This is a genomic window from Photobacterium sp. HL06, from assembly GCF_059552575.1.
Genome location: NZ_CM183914.1, coordinates 2,863,442 through 2,887,831, shown reverse-complemented (window position 1 = coordinate 2,887,831; position 24,390 = coordinate 2,863,442). Strand labels below are relative to the sequence as shown.

At 47.5% G+C, this 24,390-nt stretch carries 18 protein-coding genes; 9 read left to right on the top strand and 9 right to left on the bottom strand.

The window, feature by feature from the left end:
- Positions 1 to 68 precede the first annotated feature (68 nt).
- Complete coding sequence (gene trxB / locus AC51G0_RS13120) at positions 69 to 1,031, bottom strand: thioredoxin-disulfide reductase (protein WP_496298994.1); 963 nt, start codon at positions 1,029 to 1,031, stop codon at positions 69 to 71.
- Positions 1,032 to 1,291: 260 nt separating this feature from the next.
- The gene (gene ald / locus AC51G0_RS13115) at positions 1,292 to 2,413 is read right to left on the bottom strand and encodes an alanine dehydrogenase (RefSeq protein WP_496298992.1); all 1,122 of its coding nucleotides are present in this window, start codon (positions 2,411 to 2,413) and stop codon (positions 1,292 to 1,294) included.
- 157 nt (positions 2,414 to 2,570) lie between these two features.
- Between ald and lrp the strand changes: the two genes are divergently transcribed.
- The 5 genes from lrp (at position 2,571) to serS (ending at position 10,272) form a co-directional block, all read left to right on the top strand.
- Complete coding sequence (lrp, locus tag AC51G0_RS13110) at positions 2,571 to 3,065, top strand: leucine-responsive transcriptional regulator Lrp (RefSeq protein WP_007467256.1); 495 nt, start codon at positions 2,571 to 2,573, stop codon at positions 3,063 to 3,065.
- A gap of 399 nt (positions 3,066 to 3,464) precedes the next feature.
- Positions 3,465 to 6,629, top strand: coding sequence for a DNA translocase FtsK 4TM domain-containing protein (locus AC51G0_RS13105; RefSeq protein ID WP_496298991.1), 3,165 nt, complete (start codon positions 3,465 to 3,467; stop codon positions 6,627 to 6,629).
- Positions 6,630 to 6,746: 117 nt separating this feature from the next.
- Positions 6,747 to 7,361, top strand: coding sequence for an outer membrane lipoprotein periplasmic chaperone LolA (gene lolA, locus AC51G0_RS13100; RefSeq protein WP_496301945.1), 615 nt, complete (start codon positions 6,747 to 6,749; stop codon positions 7,359 to 7,361).
- 151 nt (positions 7,362 to 7,512) lie between these two features.
- Positions 7,513 to 8,853: a replication-associated recombination protein A gene (locus AC51G0_RS13095; protein WP_496298990.1), complete on the top strand. Its 1,341-nt coding sequence runs from the start codon at positions 7,513 to 7,515 to the stop codon at positions 8,851 to 8,853.
- A gap of 126 nt (positions 8,854 to 8,979) precedes the next feature.
- Positions 8,980 to 10,272 (top strand): serine--tRNA ligase, encoded by a 1,293-nt coding sequence (gene serS, locus AC51G0_RS13090; RefSeq protein WP_496298988.1) that lies wholly within the window; start codon positions 8,980 to 8,982, stop codon positions 10,270 to 10,272.
- A 30-nt stretch (positions 10,273 to 10,302) separates the two neighbouring features.
- Here the strand turns inward: serS and AC51G0_RS13085 are convergent, their stop codons facing one another.
- From AC51G0_RS13085 to metG, 3 genes are all read right to left on the bottom strand, one after another.
- The gene (locus tag AC51G0_RS13085; protein WP_496298987.1) at positions 10,303 to 11,196 is read right to left on the bottom strand and encodes a hypothetical protein; all 894 of its coding nucleotides are present in this window, start codon (positions 11,194 to 11,196) and stop codon (positions 10,303 to 10,305) included.
- 240 nt (positions 11,197 to 11,436) lie between these two features.
- Complete coding sequence (locus AC51G0_RS13080; protein WP_496298986.1) at positions 11,437 to 12,759, bottom strand: dicarboxylate/amino acid:cation symporter; 1,323 nt, start codon at positions 12,757 to 12,759, stop codon at positions 11,437 to 11,439.
- A gap of 516 nt (positions 12,760 to 13,275) precedes the next feature.
- Entirely contained in the window at positions 13,276 to 15,321 is a 2,046-nt protein-coding gene (gene metG, locus AC51G0_RS13075; RefSeq protein WP_496298984.1) for a methionine--tRNA ligase, read from the bottom strand.
- Positions 15,322 to 15,502: 181 nt separating this feature from the next.
- Here metG and apbC point away from each other — a divergent pair, with 181 nt between their 5' ends.
- From apbC to AC51G0_RS13060, 3 genes are all read left to right on the top strand, one after another.
- The gene (gene apbC / locus AC51G0_RS13070) at positions 15,503 to 16,579 is read left to right on the top strand and encodes an iron-sulfur cluster carrier protein ApbC (protein ID WP_496301944.1); all 1,077 of its coding nucleotides are present in this window, start codon (positions 15,503 to 15,505) and stop codon (positions 16,577 to 16,579) included.
- A gap of 204 nt (positions 16,580 to 16,783) precedes the next feature.
- Positions 16,784 to 17,428 carry a uridine kinase gene (gene udk, locus AC51G0_RS13065; protein WP_075765379.1) on the top strand — a complete coding sequence of 215 codons (645 nt, stop codon included), beginning with the start codon at positions 16,784 to 16,786 and terminating at the stop codon, positions 17,426 to 17,428.
- A gap of 240 nt (positions 17,429 to 17,668) precedes the next feature.
- Positions 17,669 to 19,828 carry an AsmA family protein gene (locus AC51G0_RS13060; protein WP_496298983.1) on the top strand — a complete coding sequence of 720 codons (2,160 nt, stop codon included), beginning with the start codon at positions 17,669 to 17,671 and terminating at the stop codon, positions 19,826 to 19,828.
- 106 nt (positions 19,829 to 19,934) lie between these two features.
- Here the strand turns inward: AC51G0_RS13060 and AC51G0_RS13055 are convergent, their stop codons facing one another.
- Entirely contained in the window at positions 19,935 to 20,387 is a 453-nt protein-coding gene (locus tag AC51G0_RS13055) for a CBS domain-containing protein (RefSeq protein WP_496298981.1), read from the bottom strand.
- Positions 20,388 to 20,608: 221 nt separating this feature from the next.
- Between AC51G0_RS13055 and AC51G0_RS13050 the strand changes: the two genes are divergently transcribed.
- A complete protein-coding gene (locus tag AC51G0_RS13050; protein ID WP_496298979.1) occupies positions 20,609 to 21,649 on the top strand; it encodes a metal-dependent hydrolase in 1,041 nt (346 codons plus the stop codon).
- A 24-nt stretch (positions 21,650 to 21,673) separates the two neighbouring features.
- Here the strand turns inward: AC51G0_RS13050 and AC51G0_RS13045 are convergent, their stop codons facing one another.
- The 3 genes from AC51G0_RS13045 to AC51G0_RS13035 are packed head-to-tail and all read right to left on the bottom strand — an operon-like array spanning position 21,674 to position 24,173.
- Positions 21,674 to 21,844: a hypothetical protein gene (locus tag AC51G0_RS13045; RefSeq protein ID WP_496298978.1), complete on the bottom strand. Its 171-nt coding sequence runs from the start codon at positions 21,842 to 21,844 to the stop codon at positions 21,674 to 21,676.
- A 51-nt stretch (positions 21,845 to 21,895) separates the two neighbouring features.
- Positions 21,896 to 22,576 (bottom strand): response regulator, encoded by a 681-nt coding sequence (locus AC51G0_RS13040; RefSeq protein WP_496298975.1) that lies wholly within the window; start codon positions 22,574 to 22,576, stop codon positions 21,896 to 21,898.
- Positions 22,569 to 24,173, bottom strand: a complete 1,605-nt coding sequence (locus tag AC51G0_RS13035; protein ID WP_496298974.1) for an ATP-binding protein — start codon at positions 24,171 to 24,173, stop codon at positions 22,569 to 22,571. The genes AC51G0_RS13040 and AC51G0_RS13035 overlap by 8 nt, the downstream gene beginning before the upstream one ends.
- Positions 24,174 to 24,390 lie beyond the last annotated feature (217 nt).

Below are 24,390 nucleotides of genomic sequence, written 5' to 3'. Positions count from 1 at the left end.
GCAAATTGCAACGAGCAGAAAGGTAGAAGGCTAAAAACGGCCGCTACATGGGTAGCGACCGTTTTTGATTATTTTTGTTCTTCTAATGCGTCAAGGAAGCGTTCTGCATCAAGTGCAGCCATACATCCCGTACCTGCCGAGGTAATTGCCTGGCGATAGGTGTGATCCATGACATCACCGGCAGCGAAGACACCTTCGACACTGGTTTGGGTGGCATTACCTTCGGTGCCAGACTGTACTTTGATATAGCCATTTGCCATATCAAGCTGTCCTTCGAATATACCGGTATTTGGTTGGTGACCAATGGCAATGAAAGCACCCATTACATCAAGTGTTTCTGTTGCATCTGATTTGGTGTCTTTGATGCGAACAGCCGTCACACCCATATCGTCACCCAGAACTTCGTCCAGAGTACGGTCGGTATGAAGAATGATGTTGCCATTCTCCACCTTGTCCATCAGGCGTTTGATCAGAATTTTTTCGGAGCGGAATGCGTCACGACGGTGGATCAGGTGAACTTCCGATGCGATGTTAGACAGGTAAAGTGCTTCTTCAACAGCAGTATTGCCGCCGCCAACCACCGCAACTTTCTGGTTACGGTAGAAGAAACCGTCGCAAGTTGCACAGGCTGATACGCCACGGCCCTTGAATTTTTCTTCTGACTCAAGGCCGAGGTATTTTGCCGAGGCACCCGTTGCAATGATTAGTGCATCACACGTGTATTCGCCACTGTCACCTTTAAGGCGGAATGGACGTTGGCTGAAGTCTGTTTCGTTGATATGGTCAAAAATGATCTCGGTATCGAATTTTTCAGCGTGATCTTTCATTCGATCCATTAGCGCAGGGCCAGTTAGGCCTTCTGCATCACCTGGCCAGTTTTCCACCTCGGTTGTGGTTGTCAGCTGACCGCCTTGCTGCATACCTGTCACCATCACAGGGTTTAAGTTTGCACGGGCGGCATAGACCGCGGCAGTGTAGCCAGCAGGACCAGAACCAAGGATGAGCAGTTTACAATGTCTTACGTTACTCATTACTTCTCCAGGCTGAAATGAGATTATTATCATGTAGAAGGGGGATTGTAGGTAAATTGGGGGCGTAAGGAAAGAGCCCTAGTGTTTAAGCGCCCAGATCGCCCCTGATAGAGGTGGTAATGGCAGTAATTCAGTACAGCCTTGAAAAGTACAGTATTGAGAAACCAAAGAGGTGGCCTCCCAATAACACCGCATGGCAGTGCCTTATGATACTTTCGACTCATTTATTTCCGCTGGTTCTAATAAATAAGCTGCATCTTTTAGTGCATGCTAATGGCAACCTCAGGATCGGTGTAGTGCAAGTCGAATGCCTCAGCGACTTCTTTGCAGGTAACTTTGCCATGTATCACATTCATACCGGCGAGGAATCCGGGATCAGCTAACAGTGCTTTTTTATAACCGTGATTGGCTAGCTTCATTACATAGGGCAAGGTGGCATTATTTAAGGCAAAAGCGGAGGTACGGGCGACGGCTCCTGGCATATTGGCCACACAATAATGAACGACGCCATCCACAATATAAGTTGGATCGGTATGGGTGGTGGGGTGTGAGGTCTCAAAGCAGCCCCCTTGGTCAATGGCAACATCAACCAGTGCAGATCCTTGTTTCATCTGCTTCACATGCTCGGCCGTGATCAGTTTCGGGGCGGCGGCTCCCGGTATCAGTACGGCACCGATAATGACGTCGGCCTCAGGAACGAGTTGGTCAATCGCCTCATGCGTCGAGTAGATGACTTTAGCCTTGCCTTGGAACTCAACATCGAGGGCGCGAAGTGTATCAAGGTTACGATCGAGGATCGTGACATCAGCCCGCATACCAACGGCCATCCTTGCGGCGTTAGAGCCAACCACCCCCCCACCAAGGATCACGACTTTGGCGGGTTCGACCCCAGGCACGCCACTGAGCAATAGCCCTCGTCCACCCTTAGAATTCTCTAGAGTTTGTGCTCCAGCCTGGATAGACATTCTGCCAGCAACTTCAGACATGGGTGCCAATAATGGCAGTCTACCTAGATGATCTGTCACTGTTTCATAAGCTATACAGATAGCTTTGCTGTCAATTAGGTCTTTTGTTTGTGGAAAATCTGGTGCAAGATGGAGATAAGTGAATAAAATTTGTCCTTCATGCAGCATAGCTCTTTCTGCTGCTTGAGGCTCTTTTACTTTGACAATCATCTCTGATCTGGTAAAAACTTCTTTAGCAGTTGAAATAATTGAAGCACCAGCAACTTGATAGTCAGAGTCTGAAAGACCAATCCCGCTACCGGCATTGGTTTCGATGAGAACCTGATGGCCTAACGAGACGAGTTCACGAACGCTGCTGGTAACCAGCCCAACGCGATATTCGTGGTTTTTGATTTCTTTGGGTACACCAATGATCATCCTGCTTCTCCCTTGGCATCATAGTATGATTTGCTATTGACAAGGTTGTAAATGCGGATCTATTGGCAGTATAGTTTGACTATCAGAGTATTTGATTCTAAATATTAGAAAGTTGTAGTATATTTTTTTGCAAGGAAGTAAGAAGGTGGAATAAAAAATGGTAGATACCAAAAAGAAACCATCCAAGGAATTGGATAGAATTGACCGTAACATATTGAATGAACTACAGAAAGATGGTCGCATCTCAAATGTAGAGTTATCTAAACGTGTAGGCTTATCTCCAACGCCATGTCTTGAACGTGTTCGTCGACTGGAGCGTCAAGGGTACATCAGCGGCTATACTGCGCTGCTAAATCCTCAATTCCTTGATGCATCACTGCTGGTTTTTGTTGAAATCACACTTAACCGTGGTGCACCAGATGTGTTTGAGCAGTTTAACAAGTCTGTTCAAGAGCTGGAAGATATCCAGGAATGCCACCTCGTTTCAGGTGATTTCGATTACCTGTTGAAAACCCGCGTATCTGATATGTCGGCGTATCGTAAGCTGCTGGGTGAAACCCTGCTTCGCTTGCCAGGTGTGAATGACACCCGTACTTATGTTGTTATGGAAGAAGTGAAGCAGACCAATAACCTGGTTATCAAGACTCGCTAACTCTGCAACATCGCCGTTATCAACGGTCAATTATCAAGCGGCTTAGGCCGCTTGATTTGTTTCTGCCCTAGAAACTTCGAACTGTATGTTCAAAAATCAGTCGCTTACCGTAGTGAATTAACACTGTGATGAATATTTCCCCTGTATTAACGTCTACAATGGCATCTGGTTTTTCTGCATGACAGAGAGATTTCGTGAGTTTAGTGCTTTGCTCCCACTTTTCTTGTATTAGTCAAAAAAAAGCGACAAGTAGTATAAGATAGGGCATTAGATTTAAAATGACCTGAACGACAGCCATTTGCACCATTTAACAAAGTCAATCAATTGTGTGAAGGTAAGTCTAACCGCTGGTGGTGGTTATGGATTCAGGCAACAACCATTGTTACACCGGAGTGTTTTTTGAGGAAAGTTAAAGGCAAACAGCAGCCAAAATTACGCCTTTCTGGGGGACAGCGCCTGCTAGAAAGCTTTCTGATCATAGGTATATTGGCCGCGATATTCATCATGGTTGCCCTGGTAAGCTTTGACCCGGCCGATCCATCGTGGTCACAGACAGCCTGGGAGGGGCCGGTTCAGAATAAAGCCGGCGCCTTAGGTGCTTTAGTCGCCGATACCTTCCTGTTTACCCTAGGTTCGCTGGCCTACCCATTACCTGCAGCCATTGTATTAGGGGCATGGGTTATGTTCCGACGGCGCAATGAACGTGAATCGATTGATTTCATGATTTATGGCACCCGGTTGCTGGGGTTGTTGCTGCTGTTCTTAACCAGCTGCGGCCTGGCTGATTTGAATTTTGATGATATCTGGTACTTCTCGTCTGGCGGGGTGATCGGTGATGTGGTCTCTAATATGGCCTTGCCACTGCTCAATTTGCTTGGAGCAACCTTGGTTCTGATGTTTATTTGGGCTGTGGGATTCACGCTGTTTACTGGTATCTCCTGGTTGACGATTGTCGACACCTTAGGTGAAAAGACTCTAGGTACCCTGGCCTGGCTGTTAAATAAGGTACGCTCAGACAAGTCAGAGACCCTGACACCATTTGCGGCTGATATTCCTGACGAGCAGCAGACTGCTTATGCGTCGAAACTCACGCAGGATCTGCAGGCTGAAGCTCCCGATGCCGACGATGTATTACTGGCTTCGCGCAGTGAGCCGAAAAAAGCTGATGACAGCGTGATTGACCGTAAAGAGCCACAGTTTTCTGAATCTGAGTGGGACGATTCACCGTCTTCACCAATCATTGTGATCCCCGAGCGAACGAAAGCAAGCCCGGCCGTGCAACCTGAACCGTCTTCAGTAGAAGTTTCACCGAGTGAAGAGCCTGGCCATCGGATAGAGCGGCATGAACCAAGGGCTGCTACGATGGCCCAAGGAGAACCGGAGCTTGCTGTGAGCAGTGAGTCGGTAACGCATGAACCGATAGAAATTAAGTCAACCACGCAGGCCAAGGGGCTGACGATAGCAGAGCTGGAGCGAGAGCTAGACAGGGATGAGAACTTCACTGTTTATACGGACGAGTCGGAGTTGGCACATGCGCACTCGGAACCACAAAGCGTTGAACTGCAGGCAATGAGCGAGGATGCAATCTCGCACAGCACAGAGCCTGCGCTGGGTGATTTACCTGAAGTTGAGCTCGAGTATTCCAATACGCCAACGATGACCGAACAGCCTGCTGAGTTGGATGAGCAGCAATCAGAGGAAGCGTTGCCAATACCTTCTGAAGCAGATTCACATTCAGTTCAGATGGGATCTGTAGTATCTGAAGACAGCCAAGCGGTGTCATACGAAGCTGTTCAGGAACCTGTTCAGGGATCTGTTCAGGAGCATGAACACTTATTAGAACAACCAGAGATACAGGTATTAGGTGATATTGAGATTGGCGTCCACGATGGCATGTCTGAACTTGAGCGTGCCGAACAGGAAAGTGGTGAACTTGCTGATGCCAATGTCAGTGACGAAGACGCATTCTTGCAGAAGATCCGTGATGCTCAAAAAGCCCAGGTGCATGCAGCAGGTTTGGACAATCCGTTTTTGATGAAGAAAGAAGCGGATTTGCCTGCTCCGACATCACCGATGCCGACACTTGAACTCTTAGCCCCAGCAAGGCAAAACGTAGAACCTGCTAGTGAAGAAGAGCTGAAACAAACGGCAATGCTGGTGGAGTCCAAACTGGCGGACTATAAGATCAAAGCCAAAGTGGCCGGTATTTACCCTGGCCCTGTGATCACCCGCTATGAACTGGATTTAGCGCCGGGGGTGAAAGTCAGTCGTATTTCCGGTCTGGCAAAAGATCTGGCTAGGGCGCTGTCAGCATCCGCAGTACGTGTGGTCGAAGTGATCCCAGGCAAGCCCTATATCGGTCTTGAGCTGCCCAATGTGAGTCGTGAAACCGTCTATATGTCGGAAGTGGTGGGTAGCGAGCGGTTCCAGGAAATGAAAGCGGCACTGCCGATTGTGCTGGGCTATGACATTGCTGGTGAAGCCATTGTGGCCGATTTGAGCAAGATGCCTCACTTGCTGGTAGCCGGTACAACGGGTTCGGGTAAATCGGTTGGTGTGAACGTCATGATTGTCAGCTTGCTGTATAAGTGTAAGCCGGAAGATTGTCGCTTCATCATGATTGACCCGAAGATGCTGGAACTTTCTATTTATGAAGGTATTCCGCACCTACTCACCGAGGTGGTGACTGACATGAAGGATGCAGGCAATGCCCTTCGCTGGTGTGTCGGTGAAATGGAGCGCCGCTATAAGCTGATGGCCGCTGTCGGGGTGCGTAACCTGGCAGGTTATAACGCCAAGCTGGCAGAAGCTGCAGCAGCAGGCCACCCGATTTACGACCCGCTTTGGAAACCGGGTGACAGCATGGATGAACATCCGCCATTATTGGAGAAAATGCCAAGCATTGTGGTAATTGTCGATGAGTTTGCCGATCTGATGATGGTGGTCGGCAAGAAAGTCGAAGAGTTAATTGCCCGTCTGGCGCAGAAGGCGCGAGCGGCAGGTATTCACCTGGTACTGGCAACGCAACGTCCGTCGGTTGATGTGATAACGGGCCTGATCAAGGCGAATATTCCAAGCCGGATGGCCTTTACCGTATCGACCAAAACGGATTCGAGAACCATTTTGGATCAGGGCGGGGCTGAATCATTGCTTGGTATGGGCGATATGCTGTACCTACCGGCTGGTAAAAACCATCCTGTCCGTGTCCATGGCGCATTTGCGTCAGATGATGACGTCCACAATGTCGTTAATGACTGGAAAGCACGCGGAAAGCCGCAGTACATTGACGGTATTCTAAATTCTGATCAGGGTTCGGAAGGCTTACTACCAGGTGAAGCGGCGGCAGGGGGTGAAGACGAGCTTGATCAGCTGTTTGATCAGGTCGCAGCATTTGTTGCAGAGTCGCGACGCGGGTCGGTATCGGGCGTTCAACGTAAATTTAAAATCGGTTATAACCGTGCAGCCCGTATTGTCGAGCAGTTGGAAGCACATGGCATTGTCAGTGCGCCAGGTCATAATGGTAATCGTGAGGTGCTGGCACCACCACCGCCGCCACGGGACTAAACAGCTTTTAGCGTTATTGCTGTAAGGTGAAACAGCAATGGGAGCTTTGAACCGGCTCCAGATTGTTCTGGAGCCGACTTAAAACCGATTTGGAACCGAGAAGGTTAAACAATAATGATTAAAAAAGTACTCGTAAGTCTGCTGGTTGCAGCACCTATTTTTCTCTCTTCTGCGGCATGGGCAACCCCCCAGCTGGAGCTGAGCACACGTCTAAGCAAGGTGAACTCATTCAGTGCCGACTTTAAGCAGAAAGTTATTAGCCCAGAAGGGGACTTGCTGGTAGAAGGCGAAGGGGATGTGGCGATCCAGCGCCCGAACTTGTTCCGCTGGAATACCGTTATGCCCGATGAGAACCTACTGATTTCTGACGGTAAGACACTGTGGTACTACAGCCCGTTTATCGAGCAGGTGACGGCGATGTGGCTAAAAGATGCGACAGAGCAAACACCGTTTGTTCTGCTAACACGCAATAGTACTGCTGATTGGACGAAGTACAATGTTGCGCAGACGGCTGATACCTTTACCCTGACACCCAAAGACCGTACCTCATCAATGGGCAAGTTTGTGGTCACTGTGGCGAAGAGCGGCGAAGTGCGCGGTTTCTCGGTTGTCGAGCAGGACGGGCAGCGCAGTAACTTTACTTTCAGTAAGTTCAGCGGCAAGACCTTGACGCGAGATCTCTTTACGTTTACACCGCCTAAGGGTGTCGAGCTGGACGATCAGCGTAACTAAGATATTGCTAAAATCTAGAACCTAATTTTAAGATAGGTGGTACTCAGTACCACCTTTTTCTGTATTAATACCAATCAGTATAAGTATTTGATTTTTCTTGCGCAATTATCTGAACACCTACTTATCCCGATTGGTATAAGGAGTCGTTATTTTGAATAACTTCAGCCTCGATTTTTCTTCTGATTTTCGTCCGCTGGCAGCACGTATGCGGCCTCGAACCGTCGGGGAGTATATTGGCCAGCGTCATATTCTGGGCGAGGGAAAGCCACTCAGGCGTGCTCTGGAAGCCGGCCAGCTTCACTCGATGATCCTATGGGGGCCTCCGGGTACCGGCAAAACGACGTTGGCAGAAGTGGCTGCAAACTATGCCAATGCTGAGGTTGAGCGCGTGTCTGCGGTGACCTCCGGTGTCAAGGATATCCGGGCTGCTATCGACAAAGCACGTGAGAACAAGATGGCTGGGCGACGAACTATTTTGTTTGTCGACGAGGTGCACCGTTTCAACAAGAGCCAGCAGGATGCCTTCTTGCCACATATCGAAGATGGCACTGTCACTTTTATCGGCGCGACAACAGAAAACCCATCGTTTGAGCTTAACAACGCATTGTTATCCCGAGCCCGGGTCTATAAGCTTAAATCGTTAGAGGCGGCTGAAATTCTTGAGGTGATTGAGCAGGCCCTGACCGATCAGGAACGGGGTATCAGCGAAACGAATCTCGAGTTTGTCGATGATGTGAAAGAGCGACTGGCTGATCTGGTTTGTGGCGATGCACGTATGTCGCTGAACTATCTTGAGCAGCTAACTGACATGGCGGAAGAGGATAGCCAAGGCACCAAGCAGATCACCTTGCCGCTGCTGGCTGAGGTGGCAGGGGAAAAAATTGCCCGCTTCGATAACAAAGGGGATCTTTGGTATGACATGATCTCTGCGGTCCATAAGTCGATCCGCGGTTCGAGCCCTGATGGCGCCCTGTATTGGTTTGCCCGTATGCTGCAGGCAGGGTGTGATCCTCTCTATGTGGCCCGTCGCTTGTTGGCAATTGCGTCAGAAGATATCGGCAATGCTGATCCCCGGGCGATGCAGGTTGCGATTTCAGCATGGGATTGTTATACCCGGGTCGGCGCCTATGAAGGGGAGCGAGCGATTGCCCAGGCGATTATTTACCTTGCCAGTGCACCAAAAAGTAATGCTGTCTATACGGCCTTTAAGCAAGCCAAAGCCGATGCGATGAACCACCCGGACTATGAGGTTCCCAATCATCTGCGCAATGCCCCAACCCGGTTGATGAAAGATTTGGGCTATGGCGCCGAGTACCGCTATGCCCATGATGAGCCGGGGGCGTATGCGGCTGGTGAGTGTTATTTCCCGTCAGAAATGGAAGGTACTCGCTACTATCATCCAACAAATCGTGGTTTGGAAACTAAAATTGCCGAAAAGTTGGATTATCTTGCTTCTTTAGATGCAAAAAGCACACTAAAGCGCTACCAATAATAAGGCTTTTTGGGTATCGTTGAACAATTGGCGCCAGACTTACTGGCGTTCCGTAAACCTAAGATTATTTTGACAAGAATTGTCTAAATAACGTGCATTTCAGAATATTAAGAGCACAGGATTAGCATGCTAGATTCTAAATTACTTCGAACTGAGCTGGATGAAACAGCTGCAAAACTCGCGCGTCGTGGTTTTACCCTTGACGTAGAAAAATTACGCAACCTAGAAGAGCAACGTAAGTCCCTTCAAGTTAAGACTGAAGAGCTACAGGCTATGCGTAACTCGCGATCGAAGTCGATTGGTCAAGCTAAAGCTAAAGGTGATCATGAAGGCGCTGAAAAGATCCTTGCTGAAGTTGCCAACCTTGGCGGTGAGCTAGATGAAGCGAAAAAAGCGTTAGCTGATCTGCAAAATGAGCTTCAAGATATTACGCTTTCTGTGCCTAACCTGCCAGATGACGCTGTTCCAGCGGGTAAAGATGAAAATGAGAACGTGGAAGTTTCTCGTTGGGGTCAACCGAAGTCTTATGACTTTGAAGTTAAAGATCACGTTGATCTAGGTGAAATTGCGGGTGGTCTTGATTTCGCTAGCGCGGTTAAGATTTCTGGGTCGCGCTTTATCGTGATGAAGGGTAAATTTGCCCGTCTGCACCGTGCAATTGCTCAGTTTATGCTAGATCTTCACACTGATGAGCACGGTTATACAGAAATGTATGTCCCATATCTTGTGAACAAAGATAGCTTGTTTGGTACCGGTCAGTTACCGAAATTCGGTGAAGACCTATTCCATACGCAACCTGCAACTGAAGAAGGTGTAGGGATGTCACTGATCCCAACGGCGGAAGTGCCAGTGACGAACATGGTTCGCGATACCATCACCGATGAAGCAGAACTTCCTCTTAAGATGACTGCCCATACACCGTGTTTCCGTTCTGAAGCGGGGTCTTACGGCCGTGATACTCGTGGTCTTATCCGTATGCACCAGTTCGATAAAGTTGAACTTGTTCAGATCACCAAGCCAGAAGATTCAATGGCAGCACTAGAAGAGCTAACAGGTCACGCTGAGAAAGTTCTTCAGCTGCTAGAGCTTCCTTACCGCAAAGTTGTTCTTTGTACCGGTGACATGGGCTTTGGCGCCGCAAAAACCTATGACCTTGAAGTGTGGGTTCCTGCTCAGGAAACTTACCGTGAAATTTCTTCTTGTTCAAACATGTGGGATTTCCAAGCGCGCCGTATGCAGGCTCGTTTCCGTCGTAAGGGTGAGAAGAAGCCAGAGCTTGTTCACACGCTAAACGGTTCAGGCCTTGCTGTTGGTCGTACTATGGTCGCGATTCTGGAAAATAACCAGGAAGCAGATGGCCGTATTATGATCCCTGAAGTACTACGCAAGTACATGAACGGTGAAACTCACATCGGCTAATTGCCAATATCGAGAATGAAAAAACCCAGCCTAGGCTGGGTTTTTTGTTTCGCCTTGTTCATCGGTACCCTTGCCATGGTTCGATATGCTAACGACGTTATTACTATTTATTGGTAGCTCAGGAAGCCGGATAGAAATCTCCCTACCGATATCGCCAAGCACCAAGTCAAACAGGTTGAAAAGCGTTTCAGATACTTGCAGTGAGAAGTAATATAGCTGCGCTTTTGTCTGGGCGTGGTTTGGGTTATCGAGATCTATTTTATCGAATTGTTCAAATAATGATTCAATGAGCAGGGCTGAAACCTGTTCGCTGCTTAGAATGCTCATTTGGCCTAGCCGACGGCGTAGAATTTGGGTATGCAGCCCGAGTTCGCGCTTCATTGCCATACTGCCAGGCGTATAGCTGTTAATGGTATGCCGGAAACGGCTCAAGCTATCGATGGCATTTAAGGTCACAGGCCAGACCGATTGGTACTGTTTGAACAGCTCTTCTTTGTCTGCGGCCAGTAAGCTTTGGGTAACCGTATCATCAATCAGATACAGTACGTGGCGGATTGCCTTCCCGTGTACTGCCTGATTGCGCTGAAGTGAATAGCGTGGCCATTCATCCAATAGGGTGGTGATACGCTTCATCAAAATTCGATACATGGGTTTTTGTGGTTGTTCTGCCTGGCCTATCAACGTCCTGAGCAGGCTTTGAACAGCCAATGATTCGTTAAGTGGCTGATCTTCAATGTTATTGATGCCACCATGGCTCAATAGCTGATGGGTTTTGCGGCGGTGAAAGCGTAACAGGTGAATAAGCTGGCGTAGCCCGATCACTTGGTTAAAACGGCTTTGCAGCAGTGAATTGCTCTGTCTTGAATGATAAGCATAGTAACCAAGGCAAATAAGAAGCCCAATGAATAGCGTGATGATTAGCATATTCCCTCCAGCATAGACGGCGCTTAATATGCTTGGATCTGCAATAACTGTTCCTAACAACAAGTTGCATTGTGTTGTTAATTTATCAAGCAAAATCAAGCATGTAATTAATTGCGTATATTGCTGTCAGCGTTGACTGAGCATTGTCAGGGCACAAGCTGCATCATTGTGGTGCGAGGGAAAGGCAATAAAAAAGGCTCCGGAAGGAGCCTTTGAAATTAACTATGAAGCATCACCATTTTAATCAATATTTGTGACTTTTACTTCAGGGTGAAGATGGACCTCTTCATCTTTTTCACCTGCAGCTGGGTCATTGAAGCGATCAATATCCAGTTCGCCTTCAGATTTAGCCACAATACATGTCACGGCGCTATCACCTGTGATGTTGACTGCAGTACGGATCATATCAAGCAGACGGTCAACACCCATGATGATGGCAATCCCTTCAACTGGCAGGCCAACTTGGCTCAGTACCATTGCCAGCATGATCAGGCCAACACCTGGTACACCCGCAGTACCGATAGAAGCGAGGGTAGCCGTTACGATAACCGCCATGTAGTCACCCATCGTCAGGTCAATGTTGAATGCCTGAGCAATGAATGCTGTCGCCACACCCTGCATGATAGCAGTACCATCCATATTGATGGTTGCACCGAGTGGTACAGTAAATGAAGCAATACGGTTAGAAGCACCAAGACGCTTGGTCGCAGTTTCCATGGTCACTGGAATTGTCGCGTTCGAAGAAGCTGTCGAGAAGGCAAACATGACTGCATCTTCCATTTTCTTCAGGAACGTTTTCGGGCTTAGGCCGGTAAATACTTTCAGCATCGTGCTGTATACCACTAGGCCGTGGATCAGCAACGTACAAGTTAGCACTAAGAAGTAGCCAAGCAGGTTATAGATGGCATCCAGGCCGATTCCTGTGAACAGCTTCGCCATCAGGAAGAACACACCAAAAGGTGCAATGTGCATCAACAGCGCGACCAGTTTCATGATCACTTCGTTAAGATCGGCGAAGACAGCAGCAATTCGCTCACCAGGCTTGCCCGCAGCACTGATGGCAATACCGAACAGGATAGCAAACACAATGATTTGTAGTGTATTGCCCTGAGCCATTGAGTTGATTGGGTTAGTCGGGAACATCCCGATGATCACATCACCCAAAGATGGCGCTTCTTTGGCTGCAAAGGTGGTTGCGGCAGACAGATCGGCACCTGCACCCGGTTGGAACAGGTTACCCATCGTTAATGCAAGGGTAATCGCAATTGCTGTTGTGGTTAGGTAGAACAGCAAGGTTTTACCGCCAAGACGGCCAAGTGTGCTGATGTCATTCAGTGTGCTGGTACCACAAACCAGAGAAACAAATACCAAAGGTACAACCAGCATCTTCAAACTAGCAATGAAGATTGCACCACCAACGTCAAACAGGCCATTTACTATGTATTCGTGAACAAATGAGGTCTCTGCAAAAAGGGAGCGAATAGCGAATCCTGTCAAGATGCCCAGCAGCATGCCGAGGATCACTCGGCCTGTCAGGGACATTTTTTTCTTTTGTGTTGGCATGAAATGAACACTCCTTATAATTATTCACTCTGTAAATCATTCATCAGAGCGCGGAGCAGATTAACAGCAGTTTAGGTGTTAAAGCGAAGTAAAATGCTGTTCAAAATTAAAAGCTATGTTTCAGATCACACTTTTAAGTGCAGAATGGTATTCTGAAAACATGAATATTAACCAAATTTTAACCTGGTGATTGATAATTAATCAGTTTTTGTGTTGTCCTATCGATAATAGCGAATATCGGCAGCGTTTATACTGAGTAAAAGCGAAATTTACCGCCATGATAAAAGTAGTCGTTAACATCTGTTTTTGTCGAGAAAATACCCTATGCAACGGCATGGGCTTTGATAAGTAATGATTTGGTTAATTGAACCCGGTTGGCAGGAAGCGAGGTACACAGGGCGGAGTGCTGAAGCAAAGAGGGTAGCTATTAGGTATATGAATAAAAAGACAGTCATTTTGATTAGATAAAAGCACAATAAAAAAGGAGCCGAAGCTCCTTTTTAATGATGATGTCAGTTACATCACACGCATACCTGGCTGGGCGCCTTCGTGCGGCTCTAGGATCCACAGATCCTTACCACCCGGTCCAGCAGCCAGGATCATGCCTTCAGACATGCCGAACTTCATTTTACGCGGCTTCAGGTTAGCAACCATCACAGTATGCTTACCAATCAGCTGTTCAGGCGTGTAGGCAGATTTGATGCCTGAGAATACCTGTCGCATTTCACCACCGATATCCAGTTGGAATTTCAGTAGCTTGTTTGCTTTTGGTACTTCTTCACAAGACACGATCTTAGCGATACGCATGTCAACTTTGGCAAAATCATCGAACTCAATTTCTGCTTCGATAGGCTCTTCCACTAGCGGGCCTGTTGGCTTCTCGGCAGCTTCTACAGCGGCTTTAGCTGCAGCAGCTTCTTCTTTAGATGATGTTACCATTGCTTCAACGTGCTTAGGATCGATACGGTTGAATAGCGCCTTGAACTTAGTCACTTCATGGCCAGTTAGCGGTTGCGCGATACCTTCCCAGGTCAGTGTTTCGTTCAGGAAGCCTTCGGTACGCTCAGCTAGCTGAGGCATTACTGGCTTCAGATAAGTCATCAGAACGCGGAACAGGTTGATACCGACAGAGCAGATTTCCTGTAGTTCCTGATCTTTACCTTCTTGTTTAGCAACAACCCAAGGTGCTTTTTCGTCCACATACTGGTTGGCTTTGTCTGCCAGCGCAGTGATCTCACGGATAGCACGGCTGTATTCACGGTTTTCGAAAAGCTCAGCAATGCGATCGGCAGCTGCTGTAAACTCAGCATACAGCTCAGGCTCGGCAAAGTTGTCTGCCAGCTTGCCTTCAAAACGCTTGGCGATAAAGCCGGCATTACGGGATGCAAGGTTAACAATCTTGTTCACCACATCGCTGTTTACACGCTGGGTGAAGTCTTCAAGGTTAAGATCCAAGTCATCAATACGGTTGTTCAGTTTCGCTGCGTAGTAGTAACGCAGGCATTCTGGGTCTAGGTGCTGTAGGTAAGTCCCTGCTTTAATGAAGGTACCTTTCGACTTAGACATTTTCGCGCCGTTTACTGTAACGTAACCGTGAACAAAGACGTTATTTGGCTTACGCAGTCCAGCACCGTCCAGCATTGCAGGCCAGAACAGGCTGTGGAAGTAAACGATGTCTTTACCGATGAAGTGGTAAAGCTCGGTTGAACTGTCTTTGTTCCAGAACTCGTCGAAGTTCAGGTCATCGCGCTTGTCACACAGGTTCTTGAATGAGCCCATGTAGCCGATTGGTGCATCCAGCCAAACATAGAAGTATTTGCCTGTCTCACCTGGGATCTCGAAGCCAAAGTATGGCGCATCACGCGAGATATCCCACTGTTGCAGGCCAGATTCGAACCATTCCTGCATCTTGTTGGAGGTTTCATCCTGAAGAGCACCGGATGTGGTCCACTCTTTCAGCATGCCTTCGAACTGAGGCAGGTCGAAGAAGAAGTGCTCGGAATCTTTCATCACTGGTGTCGCACCAGAAACGGCTGATTTCGGATCGATTAGATCCGTCGGGCTGTATGTTTCACCGCAGTTATCACAGTTATCGCCGTATTGGTCCTCTGCCTTACATTTCGGGCAAGTACCTTTTACAAAACGATCCGGCAGGAACATCTCTTTCTCAGGATCGAATAGCTGAGAAATCGTGCGGCTAGTAATAAAGCCTTTCTCTTTAAGCTGAGTGTAGACGAACGATGCCAGCTCACGGTTCTCGTCGGAATGTGTGCTGTGGTAGTTATCAAAGCTAATATCGAAGCCAGCAAAGTCAGCCTGGTGCTCTTTGCTCACTTCCGCAATCATCTGCTCAGGTTCCATACCCATCTGCTGGGCCTTAAGCATGATTGGAGTACCGTGTGCATCGTCTGCACAGATGAAATGAACTTCGTTGCCGCGAAGGCGCTGATAGCGCACCCAGATATCCGCTTGTACATGCTCAAGCATGTGACCCAAGTGGATAGAACCGTTAGCGTACGGTAGGGCGCAGGTCACCAGAATTTTTCTTGGATTTGCAGCCATAATTACTTATTTCGCTCGTGATGGGTAAAAAAACGTAGCCTTAAATATTACCTGATGGACAGCGTGTTGCCTAGCATCATCAGGGGATAATCACGCTAAATAGCAGCGATAAATAGGCTTTGGTGATACGATGAATGAGTACAATAAGAATGGAGCGCTAAAAACGATGGGTAGTGATTCAATGATCCGATTTGAGAGTGTGGCTGATATCTGCCGTTGGCTAAATCAGTTCGAGCATCCGTGGCTGCATCATGAATGGGCCGAAACACCGAACGTGGTATCGGTATCAGCCCAAGGGGTAGTATCGATCACCTTGCCGTTTGCTGCGGCTTCAGTAACAGAGCTGCTAGAGCATTGGATCCTTACTCAGCAGCAGCTCCATCATATCTCGCAGAGCATGGTTTTTACCGTGACTACCCGGGTTGCGCCCCTGGCAACCGGGGATAAAACGCCTCTAAAAGGGGTGAAGAACATTATTGTGGTTAGCTCTGCCAAAGGCGGAGTCGGTAAGTCGACTACGGCGGTTAACCTGGCATTGGGACTGCAAAAGCAAGGTGCCAAAGTCGGTTTGCTGGATGCTGATATTTACGGTCCGTCAGTGCCTATGATGCTCGGTACGGTGGATGAGAAGCCACAATCGCCCGATGGTAAAATGATGATGCCGATAGAAGCGTATGGGTTGTTTACCAACTCTGTCGGTTATCTTGTTCCGGCTGAAAGCGCCACGATTTGGCGCGGACCGATGGCCTCAAAAGCGTTGTCGCAAATTATCAACGAAACCTGGTGGCCGGATCTCGATTACCTGGTGATTGATATGCCGCCGGGCACTGGAGATATCCAGCTAACGCTGGCTCAGCAAATTCCGGTAACAGGTGCGGTTGTTATTACCACGCCTCAGGATTTGGCCCTGGCAGATGCCATCAAAGGGATCAATATGTTTAGCAAGGTTAATGTGCCTGTGGTTGGTGTGGTTGAAAACATGAGCTACCACATTTGCAGCAACTGTGGTCACCACGAGGCGATATTTGGTACCGGTGGGGCAGAGCGCATGGCGGAGGAATATGCGGTGCCACTTCTTGCACAGCTTCCACTGCATATCAAGATCCGTGAAGATATTGATAGTGGTAAGCCAACAGTTGCATCGTCGCCGGACTCGGAACAGGCTTGTGCCTATATTGATCTGGCGGGTCAGGTGGCCAGTCGCTTGTTCTGGCAAGGTGAGCCAGTCGCCGAGCAGATCACAATTCGTACAATGTAAACCTTTACTTGTTAAAATTGTTAATGGTTCGTCGCAAATTGTGCCGGGTGTCGCATTTATGCTGGCATCTGGCGGTACGAATCCCTATAATCAGGCGGTTTATTTATACCTATTCGCACAATTATCTGGTTAACCATCAAATACAGATAGTTGTTTAAATGAGTATTTTCACCTCGCTACGTTGTCTTACAGGTGCTTTCTGATATGTCTGAAAACTCACACCAATGCGTCATTATCGGTATCGCAGGCGCTTCTGCGTCCGGTAAAAGTCTGATTGCCAGCACAGTTTATAAAGAGCTAAAAGAAAAAGTCGGCGATCATCAGATCGGTGTTATTACGGAAGATTGTTACTATAACGATCAAAGTCACCTGACCATGGAAGAGCGGGTCAAAACAAACTACGACCATCCAAATGCCCTTGATCACGATTTGCTTTGTGATCACCTGCAGATGTTGGTTGAAGGTAATGCGGTTGAAGTACCGCAGTATAGCTACAGCGAGCACACTCGCATGGTAGAAACCACACCAATGACACCGAAAAAGGTGATCATTTTGGAAGGTATTTTGCTGCTGACTGATCCGCGCCTGCGTGAGATCATGCACGCCAGTGTCTTTATGGATACACCGCTGGACATCTGTCTGCTGCGTCGTTTGCAGCGTGACGTTGCTGAACGTGACCGTACAATGGAGTCGGTTCTTGAGCAGTACCAAAAAACAGTACGCCCTATGTTCATGCAGTTCATTGAACCATCAAAGCAATATGCTGACATCATCGTTCCTCGCGGCGGCAAGAACCGTATTGCGATTGACGTGCTGAAAGCACATATCGCTAGGTTGCTAAAATCATAATAACCACCATTAAGGCTGACATTGTCAGCCTTAATTATATATTGCGATATTTAATGGGCAGCCTTAACGGCTGCCCATTTTTTTGCTTTAATCAAACTATACACTTCTAAGTATTACTATATTTCCTAAAGATAATTAAAAACTTATAAGTCTATTCGCTGTCATAACGGAGCCGGGTCATGATGATATCAACATCGGCTCGTAACCAAATTCAATGTGGACGGATAACACGAGGACACGATGAAAAAGCTTTTGTATGCCATATTGGCAATTGTAATTGTTATTGTACTAGGCATTGGCGCGTTGCTGGCGCTGATCGATCCTAACCAGTTTAAGCCATTAATAGCCGAGCAAGTGAAAAAAGCCACCGGGCGAGAGTTAGTCATTAGTGGAGACATCGGCTGGCGCTTCTTTCCGAGTATTGGTTTTACACTGGGCCAAACTGAATTTAGAAACCCGGAAGGCTTTGCTGAGCCAAACCTGATCCAGTTAGGCAGCGCTGAACTGTCTGTATCTGTTATGCCTCTTTTCTCCCGTCATCTTGAAATCGGCCATATCAGCCTGCAGGATGGCCGGGTGTTTATCCAGACTCGCAAAGACGGTGTCAATAACCTTGATGGGCTAGGTCAAGCCGCCAAGCAGGAACAGCCTGCTCAACCTGACACGGCAACCAGCCAGGAGCCTTCAGCCTCAGAGCCGGCACCGCAGCCAGAAGGCGCGGCAGAGCCATGGACAATCAGCCTGGAAGGCGTAGAGCTTGTTAATGCCAGTGCCGAAATTCGTGATGATCAAGCCGGAACCTTTACGGCAGTTAGTGCATTGAATTTTACCCTGAGCCGTTTTGCGCCAGGAGAGTGGGCTCAGGTTGACTTTGATGTGGTTGGCCAAAATGGTGAGCTGGCATTTACAGCACAGGGAGGCAGTGAGCTGTTTATTGTGCCTGCGATGGATGATGCGCAGCTGAAGAATTTGCAACTATCAGCAACCGCTAAAGATCCGATAAATGATATCCAGGCGTTCACCTTGGCCATGGATCAGTTCAAGGTCGGAGATTGGTCTGCTGTGACATTCACAGCGCAAGGCGAACTGCCTGATCTTGCTTTCGATGCCAAGGGTGAAACCCGCCTGAAGCTCAATAAGGCATTTGATGATGTCCAGTTGCAAAAATTAGCTCTGCAATCCAGCCTTAAAGGCGCGACATTACCTCGCCCCGAGATGTCAGTGAAGCTCAAAGCCGATGCGGAATATGATGTGAAGCAAGGGATGGCAACCCTGAGCCAGTTCCAGACTGACATTGATGAGATCAGCCTAAATGGACACGGCTCTTTTAAGAGTGCGGATATCCCGGTGATCCGCTTTGCGGTAAACAGCGATAACATTGACCTTGATGCTTTCTTGGGGCTGGACAAGACGGATACTGCGGCGGAGACTGGGCCAGCGGAAGCAACCTCGACAACGACAGGTGCTGGTTCGGAGGCAAGTCCAACACCAGAAAAAGACAAAGAACCAGATCTGTCAGTACTGAAAACCCTTGATGTTGCCGGTACCGTAAAGCTGGGCAAGTTCAAAGCAGCTAACGCCAAACTGGCCAATGTGCTGGTGGACATGAAAGTGGCCAAAGGTGTACTAAAGCTGAATCATTTCGATGCTGATCTTTATGATGGCAGTATTAAAACCCAGGCAACGATTAATGCCAACGGTAAGCTACCAACCTATAAAGTGACCAAGCAGATCCGTGGCGTCCAGGTTCAGCCTATGCTAGTTGATGTTGCCGATAATGATGTGTTGGCAGGCAAAGGGGATATTACCGTTAGCCTGGCCGGAACCGGGTTGGCTGAAAAGCGTATTCGTGAAAATGTTGCAGGTACAATTGATATCAATTTTGCAGATGGTGCTGTTAACGGAGTGAATATTCCTGAGATGATCCGTGAAGCCAGGGCGACGCTGAAAGGTAAGAAAGCTGAGTATGTCAAAGAAGAGAAGAAGACTGACTTCTCAGCAATGACAGCAACCATTAAGCTCGGCTCAGGTAAGGCATCGACCAATAACCTGGATCTTGACTCTCCGCTGCTACGTATTGCGGGCAAAGGACAGACCAACCTTGTTAGTGAGGCCATTGATTTCAAGGTAAATACCTCAGTTGTTGCGACCAGCAAAGGCCAGGGCGGCAAACAGGTTGATGAAGTGGCCGATCTGACGGTACCGATTGATGTGAAAGGTGACTGGACAGAGCCTAAGTTCTCGATGGATCTTGCTGGGTTGTTAAAACAAAACAACGAGCTGGAGCAAAAAGCACAGAAGGAAGTTGAACGCGGACTTGAAAAGTTACTAGGCGATAAAGCCAAAGATGACGAAGTTAAAAAAGCGGCTGACAAATTATTGAAAGGGCTGTTTAACTAGAACTTTGCCAAACAGATAAGGCTTGCCAGCATGGCAAGCCTTATTGCTATATGAAGCGCTTACGTTGTGAATGCAGTAGTATATAAAGAACTTTATTTACAACGGCTTAAGCGAATGCCTTATTCTTTTTGTTCGACTTTTGTGATTCAAGCGTATCCTGAAACGCCTTGAGTAAATCAACAGCTGACAGCATACCGACCAGATCCCCGGTTTTATCCAGTACAGGCGCCGCGCCTACATGGAAGTCTAGAATGGTTCCGACGGCTTTGGTTAGCGTGTCATAGGTACGAACGTGCACGACATCTCTGATCATGACATCACCGATATGCAGGTCATCGGTCAGATTGTATTCGTGCCCGATATCCGGTGATTCATCAACCCAGCCAGGGCGCCGCAACTCGCGGTCACTGACAATGCCTATCAGCTCGCCTTCTTCGTTAGTCACAGGTAAATGGCGGATGGCTTCATCGCGCATTAGAAAGAAGGCTTCACGCAGGCCTGCTTCAGGCTGGATAGTGATGACTTTGCGTGTCATGTACTCAGAAACTTTTGTTGGCATATACATCTTCCCTTTGTCAGAGTGAATTGATGTTGCCTGATTTAAATTATCGAATTCAGCCAGTGTGAACTGCGACCAAGCCCATACTTTTACTTTTGTCTAGTTTACCCGCGATGAGCTTTTTGCCCTTTAAGCACGTAATTTTGGTAAGGTGTGCCGAATCAGCCGAGGATTACGGCCAGAAAAAATAATATATAGCCTGGCCGAAAAAGGAGAAAAAGTTGGACTCAGTTACTCAGGCCGCGTTAGGCGCCGCTGTTGCGGGGTTGGTGGCAGGCAAGAAATGTTCGCCAAAAGTGCTATTGGCAGGGGCCGCCCTTGGTACCTTGCCGGATCTGGATGTTTTTCTGAGCTATGGTGATCCTGTATCGGATATGGTGAAGCACCGGGGGTTTAGTCATTCGCTATTAGTCTTGTTACCGTTCTCGCTATTGCTGGCCTGGTGTTGGCAAAAAGGGCGGGCAACGCAATTTAGCTTTGCACATCTATGGCTATTAGTGGCTGCTTGTCTCATTACTCACCCTTTACTTGATGCCTTTACCGCTTACGGAACTCAGTTGTTGTGGCCTTTCCCGGTCAGTATTGCGGTCTCCAGTATCTTTATTATTGATCCGCTCTATACCGTTCCCTTGCTGGTAATGATTGCCGCTAGTTTGTTATGGCGAGAGAAAATGGCAAAGTTATGTGGTATCGGGCTGACGATATCGAGTTTGTACTTGCTCTGGTCGGTTATCGCACTCAACATTGTTGAAGAGCGGGTACAGAGCCAGCTGGCCAATACTCCGCTTGCCGATCAGCCTGTCTTTATTACTCCGACACCGATAAACACTGTGCTTTGGCGAGTCGTGATATTAGATGGCGATACTTATAGGGAAGGCTTAACCTCACTGCTTGATGAAGATAAAACGATTGATTTCATTGCTAAAGAGCGAGGACAGTGGACTCTGGAAGAGAAGCCGCAACACTTAGTGATGCTGGAAGACTTTACCCGGCAGTTTGTGAAATATGAGCAGGTGGGCGATAGCCTGACGGCGACGGACCTACGCTTGGGTATTGTCAACTATTTGCCGTTCCAATTCGCGTTTGCAAGCCTAGATGAAGAGGGCGCTTGGTCTTCTGCGCTTCCTGTTCAGCTGGAAAGTCCAAATGTACGGCCTAAGCATTTGCCTGCGTTGTGGCTGCGCTTATTAGGAAACCAGGATATTGATGCCAACCTGTGTCATGCCAAAGAGTGCCCGAAACTCGGTAAGACAGATGCTTAACCTAAATAGTTAGTTGATGTCTAATCAAACCATAAGCCCGGCATAAGCTGGGCTTGTTTGTGTTAGCGTCATACAACCATACACGTGCATAAAAAGTTCGTCTGTATGCTGGCGCTTATCTTCAACTTTTGTCGACCTGACACCGGCACCAAACAGAACAATGGCAAAAACGGCATACCCTTCTTTCACCAGCATTTCTGCACGTTCACCTGATAACTCACTGACGCCCTCGCTAAGGTTTCTCTGTTACTCGACCATTTGATACAAACGACGAGGGCGACCGCCAGTTTTGTAGTTTAGAACTAAGCGGATCATACCTTCCGATTCTAAAAACTCCAGATAGCGCCTTGCTGTAATACGGCTGACATTCATTCGCTCACCAATATCATCTGCAGAAAAGTCGTGTGGTTTATCTGCATACAGAATCGCCTGCAATGAAGCAAGAGTTGTTGCATCAATCCCTTTAGGTGTCTGGCGTAATTGCTTTACCGGTGCTTTACGGAATATCTGGTCGATATCACCTTGATCGACGGTTGCAGCACGAGCTAGTTTTTGTTTGTACTGCTTATAGTCGTCAAGGGCTTGGTTAACGCGAGACATGCGGATCGGCTTGACTAAATAATCAGTCACACCAAGCTGAACGGCTTTTTCGACCGTTGCGGTTTCTCGTTCGGCGGTCGTCATAATGAAATCACAATCCGCGTTTTGTTCACGCAGTTGACGAATAACATCAATACCATTGCCATCGGGCAGCGTGATATCGACAAAGATTAATGTTGGTTTGAACGCCCCGTATTGCAACAAGGCATCTGAACAGCTTTCGCTAGCAGCAACCACCGTGAAATCAGGGTGTTGATTGATGGTTGATTCGAGGGTGTAGCTGGCTCGACTATCATCTTCAATAAGCATTACAGTGGTTTTATCCATGATTAGCGATTTCACTTTTATCTAAGTAAATACTGAATAGCGTAGTGTGTTGCTCTGTGCGCTCCCAATCAATACTACCACGGAAGTAATCGACCAGTTGCTTGACCAGGTACAAGCCAATGCCGCTCTGTTCATCGTCGATCTTAGAGCTTACACCGAACTCTAAAATGTGATCGGAAATATCGTCGGGCACACCAGCGCCGCTGTCCTGAATTTCTAAAATGATGTGATTGCTGCGATCGCTCAGATACACATGTACTTCAGGCTCTGCATTCTCTCTGTTTTGCCACGATGCGAGTAGGGCATTATCGATCAAGTTACCGACCATTGTGACGAGTTTTTCCGAAATATTCTTCTCGTAACTCGACAAATTTGTATCCATATCGATAGTGAATTTCACACCAATCTCTGAAGCTTTATTAAATTTCGCGAGCAACAAACCAGCAACGGCACTATCTGTCACCGACAGTACAATATTGTGAATTATTGATTGGTAGCGATCAGTTTCTTGTTGAATAAAGTCAACGGCTTCATCATATTTACCGATTTGTAGCATGCCCGAAAGTACATTGAGCTTATTGGAATACTCATGCGTTTTACTCCGGAGTAATTCTGCATAACTATTCAAGGACGTGACTTCGCGTTCAAGCTCATTTGGGTCAAGGTTCGTGAAGAATACGACGACGTGACCCAGCGCTCCTTTCGGGGTGTTGATTGGATAAACGTTGGCTGTGTAGTTGAGTTTGCCAATTTTGAATTCCTCTTGATGGAATACTCCTTGATTGGCGAGAACTAAGTGACTTAACGGCGTGGAATAGTGCGATAAAGAGTGATTCACATAGTCATAGCGATCCAGTACCCCCATAGAAAGCATCTTAATTGCGCTGTTATTAATGGTGGTGATGTTCATGTTGTTATCAACCGCAATAATGGCGTCACGAATACTATCGAGTACCATCTCATGTTCGCGGAATTTGTTCACAATAAACTCTGGCTCATAGTCCAGGAAGGTACGTTTCATCTTGAACATGAACGCGGCTGTAATGCCAATACCAAGCAAATAGACCACGCCGATAAGCATGCCAATATGACCATATTGTTTTAAAAAAATATCAGATGTTTTTTCAGATAAATACCCAATACAGACCGCACCAATAACTTTGCCATCTAACATAATAGGAGAAAAATTACGGATAGCTTTGCCGAGTGAGCCAGATGCCACACTGCTGAATTCATCACCTTGTTCTATCGCAGGTTTAATGTCGCCACCGATAAAATACTTACCGACTTTATCTGGTTTGGGGTGGCTCAAACGGATGGTCTCTTTATCGACGACCACGATATAGGAAGCATCAGTACGTGCTCTAATATCTTCCACATAGTCTTGTAGGTCGTATTTCTGCTGCTTATTTTTGGCATCAACCGCGTTAATGACCATAGGATCATGTGCAACCACGCGAGCAAGTTCTAACCCTCGTGCTTCAATGCCTTCCTGATACGAATTTTGCAGTAAAAAAAAGATGGCGGTGGTTACGACGATAACAAGAAAAGAGGTAGCTGCAACGATGGTTAAGATCAGATAACTCTTAAGTTTCATGATAGTTCTTAGAATAGCAATGTTAGTGACGGGGGCAGTATATACCCAAACCACTTCAATATCTCCTCGCTAAACCACCCATTTACAAAAGTTACAAAAGCCTAAAATAGTTACATTAGCAGGGTACTCAATCTTCCGGTCGGCAAGTGTTGGTAGACTACAAAAATCATAATAACCCCACAAAAAAAGATGGGATACATTTAGCAATGTGCTTAAG